A 22,672-nucleotide genomic window follows, 5' to 3' on the forward strand; every position below is an offset into this window, starting at 1 on the left:
TAATAAAACCTAAGGAAGTGTAATGTTTGCCTTGTATTGGTATAACATTATAATAATAGGAGGAATATATGGAAAGATTATTGATACTAGATTCCAATTCACTTATGAATAGAGCATTTTATGCATTACCACCTTTAACTAATAGTGAAGGAATTCATACAAATGCCATTTATGGGTTTACAAACATGTTACTAAAAATGAAGGAAGACTTTAAACCAGATTATATAGTTGCAGCTTTTGATAGAAAAGCTCCTACATTTAGACATGTTGAATATGATGACTATAAAGCAGGCAGAAAAAAGATGCCAGAAGAATTAGCAGAACAATTTCCATTAATAAAAGAAATTTTAAAATTGTTATCAATTAATATTTTTGAAATAGATGGGTTCGAAGCAGATGATATAATAGGAACTGTGGCTAGGGTAGCAGAGAAGAATAATATTGAGGTTTATGTGGTTACTGGAGATAAAGATGCTCTTCAACTTGCTACAGATAAAGTTAAAGTTGTTATTACTAAAAAGGGAGTAACAGAGACTGCTATTTATGATGAAAAAACTTTTGTAGAAGAATATAATGTAACTCCAACTCAATTTATTGATGTAAAAGGTTTAATGGGAGATAAGTCAGATAATATTCCTGGAGTACCAGGAGTAGGTGAGAAAACTGCATTTAAACTTATTCAAACCTATGGTTCTGTAGAAGAAGTACTTAATCATATAGATGAAATAGCAGGTAAAAAACTTAAAGAAAATTTGGAGACTTATAGAGAACAAGCAATTTTTTCAAAAAAGTTAGCTACAATTATGACAGAAGTACCAATAGAAATAGATTTAGATGAAATTAAAAGTAAAGAAAATTATGATAGAGAAAAGCTTAAGACTTTATTAATTAGACTAGGGTTAAAAACTATACTAACTAAACTAAGTGATGGAGCAGAGGAAGAAGAAAAAGAAGATAATATAGTAATTGAAAAGATAAATACTATAGAAGGTATGAAAGAAGTATTGTCAAAAGAAAAAGAAGTATCATATATAGTATATTCAACATTAAATAGTTCCTTGTATTCTAAAATTGAAATGGATAAACTTATTTTAGGTTCAAAAAATAAAGGAACAGAAATTGCTGTAAAAGATATTTTAGATAAAGATAAAGAAGAAGGTATTAAGGCAATTAAAGCATTTATGGAAGATGAGTCTATTAAAAAAGTAGTTCATGATGCTAAAGGATTAATAACTATATTACACAAAGAGAATATAGAGCTTAAGTCTTTTGAATTTGACACAGCTATTGGAGCTTATTTAGTTGATTCTTCTAAAGGAGAATATAAGTTAATTGATTTAGTAAATCAATACTTAGGAGAAAATCCGAAGGGAGAAGGATGGGAAATAATTATAAAGCTTTCTTCATATATGAAAGAAATATATGAAATTTTAAAGAAGAGAATAGCAGATGATGGAATGGCGGAACTCTATTATAAAATAGAACTTCCACTTGTATCTGTATTATCATACATGGAAAGTCAAGGCTTTAATATAGATCAAGATATGCTTGAAAAACTTGCTGTTAAGTTTAAAGAGGAAATAGAAAAAACACAAAAAGAAATATTTAAACTAGCTGAAGAGGAATTTAATATAAATTCTCCAAAACAACTTGGAAAAATACTTTTTGAAAAGCTTGATTTACCTGTTATTAAGAAAACTAAGACAGGATATTCAACTAATGCAGAAGTCCTTGAAAAGCTTCAAGATAAACACCCTATAATATCAAATATAAATTTCTTTAGACAAATAACTAAGCTTAATTCTACTTATGTGGAAGGGTTAAAAAAAGTTATAGATGAAGATGGTTTTATACATTCTAGTTTTAATCAAGCTGTAACTACTACAGGAAGGTTATCAAGTACTGAACCAAACCTTCAAAACATACCTATTAAATATGAAATGGGAAGAGAAATAAGAAAGGTATTTATTCCAAAAGAAAAAGGAGATATACTATTATCTTGTGACTATTCTCAAATTGAACTTAGAGTGCTTGCACATATGGCTGGAGATGAAAATATGATTAATGCCTTTAAGGAGCATAGTGATATTCATACTAAAACAGCTTCTGAAGTGTTTAATGTTCCAATAGAAGACGTAACTTCACTTATGAGAAGTAGGGCTAAGGCAGTTAACTTTGGAATAGTATATGGCATAAGCGATTTTTCTTTAGCACAAGATTTAAAGATAACTAAAAAGGAAGCTTCAGAATATATGAAAATTTATTTTGATAGATATCCTAAGATAAAAACTTATTTAGAAGAGGTTGTAGAAAAGGCTAAAAAAGATGGTTATGTTTTAACTATATTTAATAGAAGAAGATTTATACCTGAAATTAAATCATCAAATAAAATAGTTAAAGCGTTAGGGGTAAGGTTAGCTATGAATGCACCAATTCAAGGAAGTGCAGCAGATATAATAAAAATAGCTATGGTTAGTGTATATAATAGATTAAAAAGTGAAAGACTAAAAAGTAGTTTAATTTTACAAGTTCATGATGAACTTATATTAAATGTAAAAAAAGAAGAAGAGGCTTTAGTTAAAGCTTTAGTTATAGAAGAAATGGAAAATGCAGTGAAACTACATGTGTCTATGGAAGTGGATGCTAATGAAGGAACTACATGGTATGAAGCTAAATAAGGAGGCGTAGAAATGCTTAAGGTAGGATTAACAGGGGGGATAGGTACAGGAAAGAGTACAGTATCTGGTATGTTAATTGCAGCTGGATTTAAGGTTATAGATGCAGATTTAGTGGCAAAGCAAGTGCTAAACAATTATCCTGAAATCCTTAATACAGTTAGAAGTGAGTTTGGAGAAGGTTTTTTTGATTGGAGAGGAGAATTTAGAAGAAAAGAGTTTGGGAATCATATATTTAGATTCCCAAAACAAAGAGTTAAATTTGAATCTATAATAATTCCTTATATAATCAAGGAAGTTAACTTAGCTTTTGATAGATATGAGAAAAAAGGAGAAAAATTAGTAGTGCTTGATGCTCCTACATTAATTGAGAATAATCTACATAATGAAATGGATTATGTAATATTGGTTTGGGCTGATAACAATACACAAATACAAAGGGTAAAATCTAGAGATAAAGTATCTAATGGTGATGCTATAAGTAGAATAAATGCACAGATGCCATTAGAAAGTAAAAAAGAATTTGCTAATATACTTATAGATAATAATGGTGATGTTGCAAAAACTAAAAAACAAGTAGAAGATATTGTAGAATTTTTTAAAATAATATAGCACAAAGGAGAAGGGGATGAAGTTTAAAAAACTGATTGCATTTGTAATCTTAATAATTATTGCTTTTTATGGGGGAAAATATATAGTAAAGGAATATATCTTTCCGTTTAGACATAAAGAGGCCATTACCAAATATGCTAAGGAAAATGATTTGGATCCTTACTTTGTAGTTTCTGTAATTATGGCGGAAAGTGGATTTAATAGGGATGCAAAATCTCATAAGAATGCGTTAGGATTAATGCAAATAACAGAAGATACTGGTGAGTGGATTGCCAAAGAGATGAAATTAGAAGATTATACATCTGATAAACTATACGAAGAAGAATATAATATAAAAATGGGTTGTTGGTATCTAGATAATCTACGGAAAGAGTTTGGAGATATGGATTTATATGTAGCTGCATACAATGCAGGTAGAGGACGAGTTAATGAGTGGCTAAAGAATCCAAGCTATTCTAAGGAAGGTGAATCTTTAGATTATATACCATATAAAGAAACTAAAAAGTATGTAGATAAAGTAAAAACATATTATAAAATATATGAGATGCTATACGAATAAAAGGTGAGAAAATGATAAAGAAGAATAGAATTATACTTGGTATTTCTACTATAATTTTAGTTGGAATAGTAACAGTTCATTTGAGCATGCCTTATATTAAGCCAATAGATAGTAAGGTGAAGTGGGAAAATAATGCTGTAAGTGATAAAGAACAGAGTTTATTAAATTTCGTTAATTCAAAATTGATTAATGAAAATTATGGAATAAAAACTAATTATAAAGAAGCTAATTCAGAAGGGGAAATAACTAAAGGTGCATCAGTATTATCAGAATCTCAAGGATTAATGCTTTTATATTATATAGATAGAGATAGAAAAGGTGAATTTGATGAAATACTATCCTATGTTAAAAATAATATGATTTTAAAAAATGGTTTAATATCTTGGAGAGTTGAAAATGGAGCTCCAAATTCTACATCAGCAACTATAGATGACTTAAGAATGGTAAAAGCATTATTATTAGCATCAGAAAGATGGAATGATATAAATTATAGAAAATTAGCTTTTAAAATTTCTAAAGGAATAAAAAGAGAATTAATAGATAATGAATTATTAGCTGATTTTAATGATGGATATGGACAAAGTTCAAAGACTACTTTATGCTATTTAGATCTTAAAACATTTCAAATTTTAGCTAATTTAGATAAGGAATATAAACCTATATATAAAGCTTCCTTAGAAGTTATGAATAATGGATATATAAGTGATAAGGTGCCATTATATAAAAAGGAATATGATAGAAAAAGCAATTCTTATGATGATGGTGATGTTGATACCTTAACGAATTCAATAGTACTTCTAAATAGAGCACAGGCTGGGGAAGACATTAAAATGAGTATTGATTGGCTTAAGGAGCATTATAAGACTGATGGTGGAATATATGCAAGTTACAACAAAGATTCAGGGATGCCTACTAGTAAGGTAGAGTCAACTTCCATATATTCAAATTTACTTCAAGTTTCAGATGAAATTAATGATGAAGAATTATATGATATTTGCAAATCAAAACTTGAAGGTTATCAAGTTATTGATAAAAACAATTTGATTTATGGTGCATATGGTGATTCAGTAAGTTTTGAAGTATATTCTTTTGATAATTTAAATGCACTTCTTGCATGGAGAAAAGTTCATAGTATAACATAGAAAAAGTGAATTCAATTGAATTTGCTTTTTTATAGAAATGAAATTGAAAGCTAATAATATTTTTAGTTCATTAAATAAAAGGTATTGAAATATTGAAACAGTTGAGGTAATATATACCTAGGTATTGTTTTGAGCAGGTGTGCTGGAATTGGCAGACAGGCACGTTTGAGGGGCGTGTGTACTAGTTACGTACGGGTTCAAGTCCCGTCACCTGCACCAAATAGCCCTATTTATAAGGGATGTCACACGTTGAAAATGAAAATTGAGTCCACACGTTTTTCTGAATAAAAAAGGAGAAGCGTGTGGATTTATTTCTGGAAAAAGCGTAATCTAAATACTTATTTTGAGGTGAAAATATGGCAAAAAAGATTACGATGAATGTAAAACAAAACATAAAGACTTTCGGGGAAGGGTATAAGGAATTTACTCTAAATTGCAAAGTAAGAAATTTATCAAAATTTACTATTGAGCATTATGATAATGTGGTTGTTATTTGGTATAAATATATGCCTAATGAAATTGCTATAAAAGATATTACAAAGGAAACAATTGATAAGTTTATTATTTTTATGAGAGAAAAGACAAGTCAGAATGATATAACAATTAACACAAACTTAAGAGGGATTAGAGCAATATGTTATTTTTTTATGAGACTTGGATATATGGAAGAATTTAAAATTGAGGAAATAAGAACTGTAAAGAAAATTAAAGAAACTTATTCAGAAGCAGAAATAAAATTATTATTAAAGAAACCAGATATTAAAAAATGTACATTTGTGGAATTTAGAAGTTGGACAATGATAAATATACTTTTAGGAACAGGGATGAGAGTTAGGACTTTGATAAATATAAGAATATGTGATTTGGACTTTGAAAATAGACTTATTACATATGAACATACAAAAAATAGAAAACAACAAATAGTTCCAATGTCAAAAACATTAGAAAAGGTTTTAAGTGAATACATCGTGTTTAGAGGGGGAGAACCAACGGAATACCTATTTCCAACACAGTTTGGAAAACAAATGAGTGCAAATAGTGTACAACATGTTTTGAAATTATATAATAGACGAAGAGGTGTAGCTAAAAGTGGTGTTCATTTGTGGAGGCATACATTTGCAAAAATGTGGATAACAAATGGTGGGGATATGTTTAAGTTACAAAAGATGTTGGGACACTCTACTTTAGATGTTGTTAAGGAATATGTAGAAATGTTTACTGAAGATTTACAAAAAGATTTTGATAATATATCACCATTAGAACATATGAGTGATAATGGTGAGCATATTAAAATGAGATATAGGGGAATATAGTCATTAAAAAAGGGGTAGGAATCACATATGAAAAGGAATGTTCCTATCAGTTCTTTTCATAATGATTTTATAAAAATGCATATTTTTACTTGCATTTAGAGAACAAATGTTTTATTATACTGTCATAAGATAATTTCTTATACGTTTCAAAAATTCATATCGAAATTTCCTAGAAACTTACATTTAAACTATTTACTATATTTAAACTATCGGGAAAAGAATTTAATTAGAACTATCTTGAAAAAGTTATTAGTTCTATTGTTTGATAATTCTTTCGATAGCTTAAAGGAGGTAGATAGTTTATTTTATTTGTCTAAAATTATTAAAATCATCTATTAATAAATCTGAATAATCTAGAAATTAAAATACACAACAAGTTAGGAGGTTATAAGGCTTGGAGTGGAAAATTTATTGCGATGGAAGTTATAGAAATGGCAAGAGTGGGTTTGGAGTTAAAATTTTCAATTCCAAAACTCCAAACATTGCAATTATCGCATTTGGTTCACAAGTAGCAGAAGACTCTTATGAGGGAGAATTAATTGCAATAGAAAAATCTATAAATATTTTTTTAGAATATGTTATGCCTTGGTGTGAAAATGAAGAATATAAAATAAAGATATACAGTGATTGTAAAAGTGCAATAGACATATTACAAGAAGGAACTTATAAAAAAATATATAGAAATTTAAGACAAATCAAAAATATAGCAGATATAAAAAGAAGCAGTATGAAATTAATTGAGCTTATAAGAATTTTAGATACCACTAAAAAGGGCAGTATAAGTTTTAAAAAAGCACAAAGTAATGAGATAAGCCTAAAAACAGTAGATAAATTTGCAAGATTTGCATTGAATTATAGACATTTTTTTAAAGATCAAATCTATTTTTGTGAGCAAAGTGAAATGAAAGAGGTTTTAAAGTTACTTATGCCATTAAAAATTATAGATGAAATAGATGAAGATATAATAAAAAAAATTATAGAATCAGAAAAGGAGAATAATGTTATGGAAACAATAAATGAAAATATAAGTTTTAGTATTCCAATTAATAGAATACTTGTTACTGAAAAACATCATCTTGATTGTGTATCTGTTGAATTAAATGGATTGTTAGGGAAAATATCAGAAGAAGGCAAAATAAGCAATCCTATTTTTGTTAGAGAAATTCCAAATAGAAGTGGTTATTATAGTTTGGTTAGAGGAGCGTCTTTTCTATTTTGTGCAAAGATAATGGGAATTGAAAATATACATGCTATTTTAACAGATTTAACCACAGAAGAATTTATGAATGTTTATAAATTATAATGAATAATGGAGTTAATTGGAAATGAAAAAGCAGTACATTTGTGACTTTTGTGGTAAAACTTTTAATCATAACCAAAGAGAATTCTGTTTAAAGCATGAAATAAAACATTTGTGTTTAGAAAAGGACTTTAGGAGTAATTTAGAAAAATCAATTCAGATACTTGATGAAATATATAATTGTACCTGTGAGATAATTGGATTAGAAGTAAGAGTGTATATCGATTACTATGGGGCAGTGCAAATGGAGTTTAAGTATTCTATTTATAATAGTACCATAAAGAAAAAAATAGAAAATGTCCAAATAGTAAAATGTGAAGAAAAGTATATTGTGCCTACAATAAAAGAAATAGTTGAGTTTTTAAACCTAGAATACTATATTCCCCAAATGAAGTTGAGATATGAAGGTGAATTTTTTTTGGATACACATAGTGGAAGCTATTATATTGGGGGAATTGATATGGATATAATTTACAGAGCTTTTAAAGATAAAAAAGTAAAAATAGAAATAATAGAAACTACTATAAAAGGAGAAAACAGTAATGGAAAATAATAATTTTTTTAATTTCAATATTAAACTAAATACTATAAAATTGGCGGAAGTTAAGTATAATGTACCTAATAATCCGGGAATATATGTAATATACGAAAGTGGAAAAATGATAAAAATAGGACAAACTGTACATTTGAGAAATAGGTTACAAGGATACTATCTTTGTAAGAGCAATGATTGTGAGTTTAGTAGATATATAACTTATTTAAATAGAGATAATATGATAATACAATGGAAAGAATATGGAAAAGAAAGTATTTCAGACATTGAAACTTTAATGGTAAAAGTGGCTAATGCAAATAACATTGATTTGTTATGTTGGAAAAGAAAATAGAAAAATAAGGAGGGATTTATGTCTGCAAAAATAGTTTTAGAGAATGACTTAAAAAGTAAGATTCCATATATGAGTGGGAAAAAGTATTTTGAATTACTAATGTCAATAATTAATGAAAATGTAATGAAGGATGAAAATTTAAAAAAGTTTAGTGTTTACAGAAGAAATCAATTTTATAAATATATGCTACATATTCCAGTGTTTAAAGATGGGACAAAAGTTTCAGAAAGCAAGGAACAGAGAAAGAAAAGAATTGAGTTAAGGGATAGTTTAATGGATAAATTTAGAGATGGGAGTGTAGCAGTAATAAATGATGTTATTGATATTAATAAATATATTGAAAGAAATGAAGTAGTTAAAATTTTAAATATTTGTAAAAAGCATTTTGATGTAATTTGTAATTCTACAGGAGCAATTAGGACAATAATATATAAGCAAATTAAGTATGTTGAAAAAGAAAGTTTATTAAATTATTTAGGATATAATCATTTTACAGGCACTGGAGTTTCAAATTTTCAAATTATAGATGGGTTAATAGGAAGTGAAGAATATTTTGAAGCTTGGAATAAGTATGCAGATATAATTCCCAAACATGAAAGAGTAGTTAAAGAAACAGCTTCTCAAGATGATTTAAATAGTGGAGATATAAAAAGGATATATAATATTTATATTAAAATAGCAAATGAGGAACTTGCAGAAATTCCTAAATTATATCCAATAGGAATATTTGCAAAGAACTTTAATATGAATCATAGATCTCTTTTAAGGTATTGTCAAAAGGGTATCCTAAATTACTATAAAATAGGAAATAAATATATGCTTTCTCAAAGTGATTATGATAAAAGTTTTGAGTTAATACAAAGGTATAAAGAAAAACCTAAAAAGAAGGGATTGAATAGAGGAAAAAAATCTAAATATGAAGAACTTCTGATAGAATTGAATTTGGGAAGTCTTATTCACAATGATAAATTTAAAGAATTAACTGAAGAAGAAGTAAAAAGTTACTTCCATTTAAAAAAAATAAAAACTGATAGTGAAAAAAATAAGGAATATTATAATAGGAAGAATTTAAATGAATTAGTGAATATAAATGAAAATCATAAAGTAGCTATTAATATTGCAATGGAGAATATAGTAGAAAAGATTAAAGAGAAAGCTATAGATGTATTATAATTTTCTATTAAATAATAGTTCAATTTGAGATGGGGGCTTTATTTGATAAAAATAGTTGAAGGATCATGGACAAATGAATATTAAAATAAATAAATCACAAGCAAAAGCAGGAGATATAATTTAATGTGGTGATAAGGAACTATATTTTTCATTTCAAATCCCTAATAAGAGAGAAGAAAAAGAAGAATATATATTAGTTAATGTAAAGACCGGAAAAGTAAGGTGTAAGGATGATGGAACTATTAGAATATATAATAATCTTATTATGGATTCAGATATATTGATTAATATTGGAATGGGTGCAGATATATCCAAAGTAATAAGAACACAAGATATAACAATTTGTTACAATCAGTAATATAAAAAATATATAATGCTAATAAGTAAAGAAGAAAAAGGATAGGTATGTTAAATTACCTGTCCTTTTTAGTTAGATTTTATGAAGAATATAACATTAATGTAAACTTGAACATTACTATATAAACAACATAATGTTATAATAATTAATATATAGTTAGATAATAAGTTATAAAAAAAATATAGTTTAGAGGTGCATGAGATGGAAAAATTGACATTAGAAAAGTTAGAATCAACATTATGGGCAGCTGCCGATATTTTAAGAGGGGAGCTTGACGCTTCACAATATAAGGATTACATATTTGGATTACTCTTTTTAAAAAGATTAAATGATGAATTTGATGAAGAAAGAGAAGAGAGAAAGAAAGAGTTTATAGAACAAGGAATGACGAAGGAAGAGGTAAATGTGCTTCTTGATGATCCCACTGTCTATGAAACATTTTATGTACCAGAACAAGCAAGATGGGAAAAGTTAAAGAATCTTAATTTAAACATAGGACCAGAACTAGATAAAGCTTTTAAGTCTTTAGAAGATGAACCTAAAAATTCTGAACTTATAGGGGTTCTTACTACAGCAAACTACAATGATAAAGAACGTGTGCCAGATAAAAAATTATCACAACTTTTATTGATATTTGATGGTATTTATTTAGCAGACCACAATCTTGAAAGTCAAGATATTTTAGGGGACGCATATCAATACTTAATTAAACAGTTTGCTGATGAAGGTGGTAAGAAAGGTGGAGAATTCTATACACCAACTGAAGTAGTTAAAACCATGGTTAATATTTTAAAACCAAAAGAAGGAGATAGAATATATGACCCAACATCTGGAAGTGGAGGGATGCTCATACAATCGATACGGTATATAAAAGAACATGGGGGAAACTCAAAGAATATATCCTTATTTGGGCAAGAAATAAATTTATCAACTTGGGCAATTTGTAAAATGAATATGCTATTCCATAATGCAAAAGGAGCAGATATACAAAAAGGTGATACTATTAGAACACCACTTCATACAGAAGGTGGAGTATTAAAGACTTTTGATAAAGTGTTAGCTAATCCTCCATTTTCATTAAAAAATTGGGGTGTAGAAGAAGCAAATGCAGATATGTACCATAGGTTTTCTTATGGAGTACCACCAAAAAGTTATGGAGATTTAGCTTTTGTTTCTCATATGATAACAAGTTTAAATGCAAAGGGAAAAATGGCTTCAGTAGTTCCTCATGGAGTTTTATTTAGAGGTGGAGCAGAGGGAAAGATAAGAGAAGGTTTCTTAAAAGATGATTTAATTGAAGCAGTAATAGGGCTACCACAAAATATGTTTTATGGTACTGGTATTCCTGCTGCTATATTAGTTATGAATAAAAATAAGCCAGTAGAAAGAAAAGAAAATGTTTTATTTATAGATGGAAGTCAAGGTTTTGTAAAGGATGGGAATAAGAATAAATTAAGGGATGAAGATATAGATAAAATAGTTATGGCTTTTGATGAATACAAAGATGTTGAAAAATATGCTACTGTAGTTAGTCTTTCTGCTATTAAAGAAAATGACTTTAACTTAAATATAAGTAGATATGTTGATACAAGTGAAGAAGAAGAAGAAATTGATATAGATCTAGTGTTACAAGATATAAGAGAATTAAAGATGAAGATGGTAGATTCAGAAGAAAAACTTAATGGATACCTTGAAGAACTTGGATTTGATAATATTTAAAGATTAAAGAAAAAGAGGTGATAATAATAAAAGGTGAGGAGGGATTTTTGTTGAAGTGGAACGAAGCAAGAAAAATATATCCAGATAAATGGCTTTTATTTGAAGCTATAGAAGCTCATTCAGAAGAAGGAAAGAGATTAGTGAATGAACTTTCGATTATAAATATATATGATGAGGGAAAAGAAGCTCTTAAAGAGTATTCAGATAGACATAAAAAGGATAAAAACAGAGAAATGTATGTTTACCATACTAAAAATGAAGAACTAATAATAGAAGAAAGAAACTGGATTGGAGTACGAAAAAATGGTTAAACTTGAGTTGAAATATGGACTTCCTTTTTGTACAGTTAAACTTTCTTATAAAGGGAAAAGCATAAATATTGATAATGTACTTTTAGATACAGGTTCTGGTGGAAGTGTGTTTAAAATGGATGTTGTTGAAGAAATAGGAATAACAATAGAAGCTGATGATGTTATTGAATCTGTCTCTGGGGTAGGTGGATCAGAGTTTGTATATAAGAAAGATGTTGACTTAATAACTTTAGGTGAATTAGAGCTTCAAAATTTCAAAATAGAGGTTGGAGTTATGGATTATGGCTTTGAGATAAATGGAATATTAGGAATGAATTTTATGGAGAAGGTTGGAGCAGCAATTGATTTATATGAAATGAAAGTAACTAAAGGTAATAGGTAGGTGATGATTATGAAAAAGATTAGAGAAGGATATAAGATGACAGAGCTTGGTGTGATACCAGAAGAATGGAATGTAGAATATTTAGATAAACTTACAAAAAGATACACAGGACACACACCAGATAAAAAAGTACCAGAATATTGGAGTGGAGATATACCTTGGATTTCACTAAAGGATACAAAAAAATTAGATAAAGGATATATATGTGAAACAGAAGACTATACAACAATTAAGGGTATTAATAATTCTTCAGCAGTTTTATTACCAAAGGGAACAGTTGTCCTATCACGTGACGCTACTGTCGGCAAAGTTGGTATAACTAATTCAGAAATGGCAACTAGTCAACACTTTGTTAATTATGTATGCAATGAAAATTTAAATAATTTATATTTATATTATGACTTTTTAAATAGGAAAAAATTATTTGAAAGAATTGGGGTAGGAAGTACTATTAAAACAATAGGAATACCATTTTTTAAAGATTTAAAAATAGTATTACCTTCTGTTGCTGAACAACAAAAAATTTCCTTAATTTTATCATTTGTTGATGAACAAATAGAAATAACTGATAAACTTAAAGGAAAAACAAAAAAACTTAAAAAAGGGCTTATGCAGAAGCTTCTTAAAGACGGCATTGGTCATACAGAGTTTAAAGAGACGGAAGTTGGGGTAATTCCGAAGGAGTGGGAAGTGAAAAGGATTGAAGATATTTGTGAAATATTAGACTCAAAGCGTGTTCCATTAAATGAAAAGCAACGGTTAGATATGCAAGGAGATATACCGTATTATGGAGCAAATGCAATAGTTGATTATATAAATGAATACTTATTTGATGATGAGTTGATTTTAATGGCTGAAGATGGAGGGAATTTTTCAGAGTTTAAAGAAAAACCAATTGCATTTTATGTTACAGGTAAGTGTTGGGTTAATAATCATGCTCATGTTCTTAAATCAATTAATCCTAATAGTAGTAAGTGGGTGTTTTATAGTTTAGTTCACAAAGATATTACTAATATTGTGCAAGGTGGAACAAGAGCAAAGCTAAATCAAAAAGATTTAAGAAGAATTAGTATTCCATGTCCAAACGAAATATCTGAACAATCTAAATTGGCAGATATTTTATCATCAGTAGATGAAAAAATAGAAGAATATGAAATTAAAAAGGAAAAACTACAGGAGCTTAAAAAAGGACTTATGGAGAAACTTTTAACAGGGAAAATAAGAGTATAATAAGGGGAATAAAGAATTTATGGGGATATTTAATAACACATTGAAAATTGATGAAAATAATCCGTTTCAAAATGATAAGTTACAAAGAGAAGAAGAAGTTAGAAATCTTACTTCTATGTTTAATGTAGTAGATAATCAAATGGTTTTAGCAGTAAATTCTCAATGGGGGACAGGAAAAACTTCATTTTTAAGAATGTGGAATGAATATTTAAAAAATCATGGATATAAGACAATATTTTTCAATGCTTGGGAGAATGACTATGTAGAAGAACCATTTATAGCATTTGTAGATGAAATACGTGAAAATATTAATGATGAAGATAAAGTCAAAGGATTTATGGAGAAAGCTAAAGAAGTTAGTTTAGCTTTAGCAAAACAATCACCTAAAATAATTTCTAAAGTTATTAAAAATAAGACTGGGATTGATAGTGAAGAAATTATTTCAAATGATGAATTAAGTAGAATGGTTTCAGAAAAAATTGATAATTATAATAAAAACAAAAAATCAGTAGAGGAATTTAGAAAAGAATTAGAAAAAATAGCATTGAAAGAATTTGAACATAATACTAAACCTATGATTATTTTTGTTGATGAATTAGATAGATGTAGGCCAAACTATGCAATAAGTTTACTTGAAAGAATAAAACATTTTTTCAATGTGCAAAATATAATTTTTATTCTGGGAATAGATAAAGAAGCATTATCAAATTCTGTAAGAGTGATATATGGAGAACAAACAGATATTAATGGGTATTTAACTAGATTTATAGATTTAGAATATAGATTAAAAAAAGTTAATGATGTTCAATATGTAGAGTATTTAATGGAAAAATATAAATTTACTTTTATGCTAAAAGATAAGGAACTTTTGGATATTTGGCTGACAGAGTATACATATCCGAAAATTTTAAATATATTAGTACAAGTAATAGGTGGATTTAATTTAACATTAAGGGATATAGAGAAATTTATTGTACAAATTTATATGATACTGAAAGCTAATGCTAATAAGTTAATATATCTACATCTGTTAATAATATTATGTGCTATAAAGAAAATAAATTATGGACTGTATAATAGGATAAAACTTATGCAAATTGGTTATAATGAACTTGTACAAAAATTAAAGCAACAAAATGAAAATATTGAAAAATGGCTTGAAGATAGTATAACTTATGAGTTTAAAGCATTCTTAATTTGGTTATTAAATGATAATAGTGAAATTAATAAGATAAAAGAAAATAAACAATTGGAAAATAAAGATAAGAGATGTTTAGAGTATTATACTAGAATAGTTTCGGGGATAGAAGATTGGAATGTAAATGCAAATGAAATAATATCTAAAGAAAACATATTTAAAATGGTAGAATTATATGATAATTTTACTTTGATTGATGGGAAATAAAAGGGGGAAGAGAATATGTCACATTTGGGCAATGAGGAAACTTTAGTAGAACTTCCTGCTATTAAATATTTAGAAGAAAAACTTGATTATAAATTTGTTTATGGCAATGAATTAACACCAGAATTAGGAGAAAGAGATTCTCTAACAGAAGTTATTTTAACTAAAAGGCTTGAGAAAGCAATTAAAAGGTTAAATCCTTGGATAGATGAATCTAATATCAATAAAGTTATAAGATTCTTATCAAGGCCAGAAAATTTAGGAGTGTCACTTTTAGAGATAAATGAGAAGATATATAATGCTTTAGTTAACCTTGATTTCACTGTAGAGCAAGATATATATGGTAATGGTCAAAAGAAACCACAAACAGTCAAATTTATAGATTGGGATAAATTTGAGAATAATGACTTTCTTGTTACAAGGCAATTTGAAATTAAAACTTTAACTGGTAAGTCTATATTCCCAGATATAATTATATTTGTTAATGGAATTCCTGTAGTTGTTCTTGAATGTAAATCACCATTTTTAGAAAAGAAGTCTAACGAGAATGTTGGAAAAAAGGAAGCTTTTGAACAATTGAGAAGATACATGAATGAAAGAGATCCTAATGTTGTTGAAGGAACACCAAGGCTATTTTATACTAACTTCTTTACAGGAATACTAAACAAATACCATGCTTATGTAGGGACAATAAGCTCTAAATATAATCACTATTTAGAGTGGAAAGATCCATATCCATTCAATAAAAAAGATATTGAAGATGTAGATAATAATGGACAAAACCTATTTTTGCAAGGGCTTCTAGAAAAGGAAAACTTATTAGATATAATGAGAAACTTCATTCTTTTTGAAGTAGATAATTCTGCTACAATAAAGAAAATATGTCGTTATCAGCAATTTAGAGCAGTTAATAAAGCAATAAGTAGATTAGTTAATGGTAAGGATGGGCTATCCAGAGGTGGTATAATTTGGCATACGCAAGGCTCTGGAAAGAGCCTAACCATGGTAATGTTAGCTAGAAAATTAAGAAGGATGGATAATTTATCAGATTCTACAATTGTAGTTGTTACAGATAGAATAGATTTGGACAAGCAAATATATGCAACATTTGTAAGGACACTATCTTCAATTACAACTCCAGTAAGGGCAGAATCAGTTGAAGAAATGCAAGGATTACTTTCAAAACCAAAGGCACAAATTATAATGACAACTATACAGAAGTTTATGAGCGAGAGAGATAATAAGGAAGTCTTTAATGATGAAAAGCAGGATTCAGCTTTATTTTTTGAAAAGGAATATCCTGTGCTTACACTAAAGTCAAATGTTATTGTTTTAGCTGATGAAGCACACCGTTCCCAATATAAGGGGACTGCCAAGAATATGCGTACAGCATTACCAAATGCTTGTTTTATTGGTTTTACAGGAACACCAATTGACAAGGAAGATAAGTCTACAGCTCGTACCTTTGGAAGTTATATAGATAAATATGGAATAAGAGAAGCTGTTGAAGATGGTGCAACTGTAAAAATTGTATATGAAGGTAGAAAGACAGAGCTTCAAATAAAAGGCGAAACATTAGAAGATCTATTTAATCAAGCTTTTTCTGAAAGAGAAGAAGAGGAACGAGAAGCTATAAAACAAAAATATGCAACTAAAAAAATGCTTGTTGAAGCAGAAGATAGAATTGATGATATAGCAAAGGATATTTTAAAGCATTATAAAGAACAGATATATCCAAATGGTTTTAAAGCTCAAATTGTTTGTGTTAGTAGGGAAGCTTGTGTTAAATACTATAATGCAATTAATAGGTATATGAAAGATTATTTTGATGAATCATTAGAAGCAAAAGTTATTATTTCTGGATCCCTTAATGCAAAAACACATTTAAAAGAACATTTTACTTCAAAATCAGAACAGGAAGCCATTATAAAGAGATTTACCCAACCAGTAGAGAAGGACAAATTATGCTTTTTAATTGTCAAGGATATGCTACTTACAGGTTTTGACGCTCCTACAGAGCAAGTAATGTACTTGGATAGACCACTAAAGGAACATAATTTATTACAAGCGATAGCAAGAACTAATAGAACATATGTAAGAGAAGTGGAGAAAACCCTAGATGATGGAACAGTAAAAAAAGTTACCATAACTAAACAATGTGGATATATTGTTGATTATTATGGAGTTTCAAATTTCTTGGAAGAAGCACTTGCTATATTTGATAAAGATGAACTTGGCAAACCTATGGAAAGTATGGATGAATTATATAAGCAAATGTTATCTTTAAGAGAAGCTGCAATGGGAATGTTTAAAGGAAAAGACAAAAGCAATTTAGATGAATTAGTAAGAGTTATTGAACCAGAAGATAAAAGAGCAGAATTTGAACTGGCATATAAGAAGTTTATAGGTACAGCAGAATCATTAATGCCTAATAATGTTCCAACAGATATATTAAATGACGTAAAATGGTTATCATATATCAGAGCAGGAGCAAAGGCAAGATTTAGACCAAATGAAGAATTTGATATAAGCGATTGTGGAGAAAAGGTTAAAGAAATAATAGAAAAACATTTAGTTTCTCTTGGTGTACAGCAGTGGATAGAACCAATAACCTTGTTTGAAAAGAATTTTCAATCAAAGATTAATTCGCTTAATAGTGATGAGGCACAAGCCTCTGCAATGGAACATGCAGTGAAGCATGTTATACATGTGAAAATTGATGATAACCCTGTATACTATACAAGTCTTTTGGAAAAACTTCAAAAGATATTAGATGAAACAAAGAATAATTGGATTGAAAGAAAGAAACAGTTAGAGCAGTTTATTAAGAATGATGTTGAGCAAGGAGAAATGAATGAAGCTGAAGCATTAGGTTTAAATATGAAAGAGTATGCTTTCTTTGAAATAGTTAAAAAGTATCTATTAGAGGGAGGGAATGAAACCTCTCATAATAATAAGATTGCAGAAAAAGAAGCTACATATATTAGTTCAGACATCATTGAATTATCTAAATCTATTGCTAAAGATGTAGCAGAAATTGTTAAGAATAATTATGTAATAGATTGGACTACTAACTTATCCAAAACAGGAGATATAGAAAGAGCGTTATTTTTAACACTTACAAGAAAATACTTTAAACAAATAGAAATAAATACAAGAAAACAAATGATACAACCGTTATTAAACCTAGCAAAGAAACACTTTGCTATCATTGAAGAATAATAGGTGAAAAAGAGTATATTTGATTATAAATAAGGTTTAAATTTTTAATATATAAAATTGGGGGGAGAAATTTTATGAATATTACTAAAGGTATGTTAGCATATTTTATATTTGGATTAAATGCTGTTGTAGATTCTGGAGAAGTGATTAGTACATCAGAAGTTAATAAATTTGTTGAAAATAAAACCTTAATATCTTGGCTAGATTCAAATTATAAGGATTATTGGGATTGGACTCCGTTTGTTGATCGATATGAAGAAGCGATATATAATATTTTGAATAATTACGAAATTTATTTAGATGAAGATAGTTATAGAAAGTTTGGTATAAAAAATAATGGATTTTTAATTCTTTCATCAGTAATTACTCAATATTTAATAGAGATGAAAGAATGATTGAATAGGAGTTTTGTTGTGGAAAGTAAGTTGAGATATTCAAATAATGTATTAGGTTATTTTTATGCTGTGGATGATTATTTAGGATTAAAGGATATTTCAAGAGTAAATAATATATCTATTGCAACTGTTAAGAGGGTAGTCATTGAACTTATAGAAAAAAGGTTGATTGAAGAAACTCCAATTGGGAGAGATATTAAGTTTAAGATTACAGAAGAAGGTAAAAAATATGTTAAGGAAAATAATATCATAGTTCCTTCTAAAGATGAGGCAGATTATATAAGTTATAGTTCAAGATATATTCAAGATTTAGAAGATATAAAGAAGGATGTAGAGGATATAAGAAATGAAACATTGCAAAAATATGATGAGATTAGTGAGAAAAATGAATATAGTAAAACAAAATTTGCAGAGAAAATAGAAGTGGTTAATCAAAAAATACAGGAACTTGACACAAAATTAGGGGAAGTTAATGAGTATATTGTTCAATTAAAAACTAGGTTAGATTCGTTTTATGGGCGTATAGGTGAAATTTTAGCTTTAATAATTACTGCAATATCAATTATTGTTTTTAATATTAAAGTTATGGAAACTACAAAAATAGATTTTAGCAATGGTAGACAGGCATTTATAAATATAATGGCAATTGATAGTCCTCTTATAATTCTAATGATTATTTGCATTATATTATTTCATTTTATTGTTGATAAAAAAGCAAAGATTAAATCACATTTGGCTTTCATTTTTATAATAATAATGATACTAGGTTTATTTGTTTTCTTTTCAAAATAATAAAAGTATTTTCAGAGAAGGTGCTAATGATGAGATTAGAATTCCAGTATGGAACAAGAATTATAGGATTTAATGTAATATTTAGAAAAAGAAAAACATTAGAAATTAGCGTAGAACCGCCAGATATTATTACTGTTGTGGCTCCACTTGATACACCAGAAGATGTTATTATTAATAAAACAAAAAGCAAAGCAAAATGGATTGTAGAACAATTATATTCCTTTAAAAATATGCAGTATAAAAAGATTAATAGGGAATTTGTTAATGGAGAAAGCTTTTTATATTTAGGACGAAACTATTCTTTACAAATTGTAATTGATGAAGATATTAAAAATGCAGGATTAAAACTTTATAAAGGAAAGTTCTATATTACAACCAGAAGTAAAGATAATGAAACTATTGAGAAAGCCATGAAGGAATGGTATAGAAAAAAAACTAAAGAAAAAATAGAAGAAAGAATTAAGTATTATGAAAGATACTTTAATATTAAGCCAACTTCAATAAAAGTGAAAGAGCAACAAAAGAGATGGGGAAGCTGTACAATTAAAAATGAGTTATTCTTTAATTGGCGGTGTGTAATGGCAAAGGCTAATGTGCTAGATTACATTATTGTACATGAGATGTGTCATTTGTACCACAAGAATCATTCAAAGGAATTTTGGGAGTTGTTAAATAGTGTTATGCCAGATTTTGAAAGTAGAAAAGAATGGCTTAAAAATAATGGAGTAAAAATGAATTTATAGGAGAAAGAGCTATGGCAGAAATAAAATTTCAAATAATTAAAAATCTTGGAGTTTTAAGTGAAGGAGCAAAAGGGTGGAAAAAAGAAGTTAATCTAATAAGTTGGAATAACAGAAAACCTAAAATAGATATAAGAGAATGGGATGAAAACCATGAGAAAATGGGCAAGGGAGTTACAATTAGTAAAGAAGAATTTAATAAGTTCAATGATATACTGAAAAATTTAAATATGGAAGAACTAGAAGTTGATTAAATTTTTGGTAATAGAAAGTTTGGTTATTATTTAATGTTAGTAAATATAACTCGAATATAGCATGGTTATGAATTGATTATAAAATGATTATGATGTGATTATATTATAGACATTAATCGATTATGATAATAAGTGGTGGAAAATATGAATGAAATGAAAACAGTTGATTTGTATCTTGCTTCATCAGTTAGTGATGACATAGGTGCTTTTACTGCACTATTGGTATATAAGAATAATAGTAAGATTATATATGGAACATATGAAAATATTTGTTTGTTAGATTCATTGCTTCTAGGATTGTCGGAATCTTTAAAGTTATTGAAAGAAAAGTGTAATGTGAAAGTAAATGTATTAAGTAATAATATAGTTAAGGCTTTAGATAAAAATAAACCTAATATAAAAGAAATCATTAGAAATAATGCACTAGATCAAGTTAATAGACATAATATTGAGTTCATTATAATGAAAATAGATGATGAAAAGAGGATAGTACTTGATAGAGTTAAGAGATATTCTAAAGGAATAGTATCAAATAGAATAAGAAATAGAGTACTAGTGGAAGTAGTTAGTTATGATTACTATTTTAGACCAAAAGAAATTTTAAGTTTAGAATCGGGAAACAGAATAAAAGTTGTTGAGAACTTTTATTATCTTAATGGATTATCTTTAGATACAAAAAATTGGGTTTTAGATATTCTTAATGAATATGATTTCAACTTATATAATTCTGCTGCCGCAACTATAGATGGTAATATAAATAAAAAATCTATAACTGAAGTTATAAATGGTTATATAGAAAAAAATAAAAATAAAAGAGTATATCTACTTGGAAATGAAGAGAAAATAGAGGAGATATTTGAATATGTTTATGGCAGATTAAAAAGCAAGAATAGACTTTAGAAATAGGTAATATGGTATTGCCTATTTTTTTGAAACTAAAAATACAAATTCACTATTAAACTTTTTTATGAAATTTTACTTTGATAAATCCTGCAAAAGGTATAGAAAATTATTATTTGAAATTGACATTTTTAAAGAACATTAATATTTTCTAAACTTCAATAGAATATAAAAACAAACACCCTTTATGCTGAAATCTAAAAATGAGGGAATTTAACATTATGCCAATAAAATAATATTGCTAAAAGCAATATATTATACTTAATGTTATATTACCGAAAACATTGATTAACCAAGTAAGGAAGCCAGTTGATACACATAATAAAAGGAAATAAGCAAGTAGTAAGTAAAAGAATTGTAGTTTGATTTTGATACGTGTCAACATGATGGGGTTAATTAAGTACAACATCATTGAAAATGAAAGAAAAGTCATGTTAACTTGCAAAACTAAATAAGATATTATTCTGATTAAGAAATAATGAATTATTAATTCATTAAGATATAAAAATACTTGAAAAATACTTTTATCTTTTAATAATCTAATTATATCAGAGATGAAGAGAATAATAGACTATTAGTCTCATAGTTTCAAAAGATAAAATTATAGGATAAAAGGAGTAGGTACAATGTCAGAGGTTATTACATTTAGCAGAGCATTAAAACATATAAATATTGAAGGTATGAAAGTAGGATTACCAGAATGGACATATAAAAGAATAAGCTATTATAGATTTCACAAAAGCACGAATCAACTTGTTATCATTTGTAAAGAATGTGAAAAATCATTTCCTGTTTTAGAGATAATTAAAATAGGAGATGAGTATAGTTGGAAGGATATTCATAATGATGAAGAATATCATTTTTCTAGTGAAAAATCTGGATATACAGCTTGTTGTAGAGCTTGTCAAGAAAAGTTAAAGCATAGTAGTAGGTTTGATAGTGGTTCTGGTAATTTAAAAGGAAAAGATGTTGCAAGTAAAGAAAGGGGAAGGCATAGTTATACTGTGTTTTTAACTGAAGAAAATAAGATTTTTTTACAACTGCGAAAAATTGCATATGGAGAAGAAATAAATTCTTATATAAATAGAATTCTAGATATGGAAAGAACTAAAAATCCATTAACAATAACTAAAGGTAAGCAATCAATATCATTAGAAGAAAGTTAATCTAAAGTGGGATTATATAAAATAAGAGATGTCTTTAAGAAAGAGGTTTTCTATTAGGGGACCTTTTTTAATGTAAAGGAAAGTATAAAAAAATCTTAAACTGAAAGCTAGATTTTATCTAGCTTTCAGTCGCGTTATAT

At 27.6% G+C, this 22,672-nt stretch carries 21 protein-coding genes and 1 tRNA gene; all 22 read left to right on the forward strand.

The window, feature by feature from the left end; all coding sequences use genetic code 11:
• Positions 1 to 68: 68 nt before the first annotated feature.
• On the forward strand, positions 69 to 2,678 hold the full coding sequence (gene polA / locus NNC19_RS10880) for a DNA polymerase I (RefSeq protein ID WP_310938676.1): 2,610 nt from the start codon (positions 69 to 71) through the stop codon (positions 2,676 to 2,678).
• Positions 2,679 to 2,690: 12 nt separating this feature from the next.
• Positions 2,691 to 3,287: a dephospho-CoA kinase gene (coaE, locus tag NNC19_RS10885; protein WP_310938677.1), complete on the forward strand. Its 597-nt coding sequence runs from the start codon at positions 2,691 to 2,693 to the stop codon at positions 3,285 to 3,287.
• A gap of 16 nt (positions 3,288 to 3,303) precedes the next feature.
• Positions 3,304 to 3,846: a lytic transglycosylase domain-containing protein gene (locus NNC19_RS10890; protein ID WP_310938678.1), complete on the forward strand. Its 543-nt coding sequence runs from the start codon at positions 3,304 to 3,306 to the stop codon at positions 3,844 to 3,846.
• Between the two features lie 11 nt (positions 3,847 to 3,857).
• Positions 3,858 to 4,988 carry a glycosyl hydrolase family 8 gene (locus NNC19_RS10895; RefSeq protein ID WP_310938679.1) on the forward strand — a complete coding sequence of 377 codons (1,131 nt, stop codon included), beginning with the start codon at positions 3,858 to 3,860 and terminating at the stop codon, positions 4,986 to 4,988.
• A gap of 133 nt (positions 4,989 to 5,121) precedes the next feature.
• Positions 5,122 to 5,207 (forward strand) — tRNA-Leu (locus NNC19_RS10900).
• Positions 5,208 to 5,344: 137 nt separating this feature from the next.
• Positions 5,345 to 6,301 (forward strand): tyrosine-type recombinase/integrase, encoded by a 957-nt coding sequence (locus NNC19_RS10905; RefSeq protein ID WP_310938680.1) that lies wholly within the window; start codon positions 5,345 to 5,347, stop codon positions 6,299 to 6,301.
• 394 nt (positions 6,302 to 6,695) lie between these two features.
• The gene (locus NNC19_RS10910; protein ID WP_310938681.1) at positions 6,696 to 7,604 is read left to right on the forward strand and encodes a hypothetical protein; all 909 of its coding nucleotides are present in this window, start codon (positions 6,696 to 6,698) and stop codon (positions 7,602 to 7,604) included.
• Positions 7,605 to 7,626: 22 nt separating this feature from the next.
• Positions 7,627 to 8,154 (forward strand): hypothetical protein, encoded by a 528-nt coding sequence (locus NNC19_RS10915; protein WP_310938682.1) that lies wholly within the window; start codon positions 7,627 to 7,629, stop codon positions 8,152 to 8,154.
• A complete protein-coding gene (locus tag NNC19_RS10920) occupies positions 8,144 to 8,488 on the forward strand; it encodes a hypothetical protein (RefSeq protein ID WP_310938683.1) in 345 nt (114 codons plus the stop codon). The genes NNC19_RS10915 and NNC19_RS10920 overlap by 11 nt, the downstream gene beginning before the upstream one ends.
• 18 nt (positions 8,489 to 8,506) lie before the next feature.
• Positions 8,507 to 9,661 (forward strand): hypothetical protein, encoded by a 1,155-nt coding sequence (locus NNC19_RS10925; RefSeq protein WP_310938684.1) that lies wholly within the window; start codon positions 8,507 to 8,509, stop codon positions 9,659 to 9,661.
• A 559-nt stretch (positions 9,662 to 10,220) separates the two neighbouring features.
• Positions 10,221 to 11,738, forward strand: a complete 1,518-nt coding sequence (locus tag NNC19_RS10930) for a type I restriction-modification system subunit M (RefSeq protein WP_310938685.1) — start codon at positions 10,221 to 10,223, stop codon at positions 11,736 to 11,738.
• Positions 11,739 to 11,788: 50 nt separating this feature from the next.
• Complete coding sequence (locus NNC19_RS10935; RefSeq protein ID WP_310938686.1) at positions 11,789 to 12,049, forward strand: hypothetical protein; 261 nt, start codon at positions 11,789 to 11,791, stop codon at positions 12,047 to 12,049.
• Positions 12,042 to 12,431, forward strand: coding sequence for a retropepsin-like aspartic protease (locus NNC19_RS10940; RefSeq protein WP_310938687.1), 390 nt, complete (start codon positions 12,042 to 12,044; stop codon positions 12,429 to 12,431). The genes NNC19_RS10935 and NNC19_RS10940 overlap by 8 nt, the downstream gene beginning before the upstream one ends.
• A 9-nt stretch (positions 12,432 to 12,440) precedes the next feature.
• A complete protein-coding gene (locus tag NNC19_RS10945) occupies positions 12,441 to 13,661 on the forward strand; it encodes a restriction endonuclease subunit S (RefSeq protein ID WP_310938688.1) in 1,221 nt (406 codons plus the stop codon).
• A 19-nt stretch (positions 13,662 to 13,680) separates the two neighbouring features.
• A complete protein-coding gene (locus NNC19_RS10950) occupies positions 13,681 to 15,066 on the forward strand; it encodes a P-loop NTPase fold protein (RefSeq protein WP_310938689.1) in 1,386 nt (461 codons plus the stop codon).
• Between the two features lie 15 nt (positions 15,067 to 15,081).
• Positions 15,082 to 18,285: a type I restriction endonuclease subunit R gene (locus NNC19_RS10955; RefSeq protein WP_310938690.1), complete on the forward strand. Its 3,204-nt coding sequence runs from the start codon at positions 15,082 to 15,084 to the stop codon at positions 18,283 to 18,285.
• A 74-nt stretch (positions 18,286 to 18,359) separates the two neighbouring features.
• Positions 18,360 to 18,680, forward strand: coding sequence for a hypothetical protein (locus NNC19_RS10960; protein ID WP_310938691.1), 321 nt, complete (start codon positions 18,360 to 18,362; stop codon positions 18,678 to 18,680).
• 18 nt (positions 18,681 to 18,698) lie between these two features.
• A complete protein-coding gene (locus tag NNC19_RS10965; protein ID WP_310938692.1) occupies positions 18,699 to 19,472 on the forward strand; it encodes a hypothetical protein in 774 nt (257 codons plus the stop codon).
• A 26-nt stretch (positions 19,473 to 19,498) separates the two neighbouring features.
• The gene (locus tag NNC19_RS10970) at positions 19,499 to 20,215 is read left to right on the forward strand and encodes a SprT family zinc-dependent metalloprotease (RefSeq protein ID WP_310938693.1); all 717 of its coding nucleotides are present in this window, start codon (positions 19,499 to 19,501) and stop codon (positions 20,213 to 20,215) included.
• An 11-nt stretch (positions 20,216 to 20,226) separates the two neighbouring features.
• Entirely contained in the window at positions 20,227 to 20,466 is a 240-nt protein-coding gene (locus NNC19_RS10975; RefSeq protein WP_310938694.1) for a PC4/YdbC family ssDNA-binding protein, read from the forward strand.
• A 144-nt stretch (positions 20,467 to 20,610) separates the two neighbouring features.
• On the forward strand, positions 20,611 to 21,366 hold the full coding sequence (locus NNC19_RS10980) for a hypothetical protein (RefSeq protein WP_310938695.1): 756 nt from the start codon (positions 20,611 to 20,613) through the stop codon (positions 21,364 to 21,366).
• A gap of 626 nt (positions 21,367 to 21,992) precedes the next feature.
• Entirely contained in the window at positions 21,993 to 22,532 is a 540-nt protein-coding gene (locus NNC19_RS10985; protein WP_310938696.1) for a hypothetical protein, read from the forward strand.
• Positions 22,533 to 22,672 lie beyond the last annotated feature (140 nt).

The sequence above is a fragment of the Clostridium sp. SHJSY1 genome, from assembly GCF_031626875.1.
In the GTDB taxonomy this organism is placed as follows: Bacteria; Bacillota; Clostridia; order Clostridiales; family Clostridiaceae; genus Clostridium.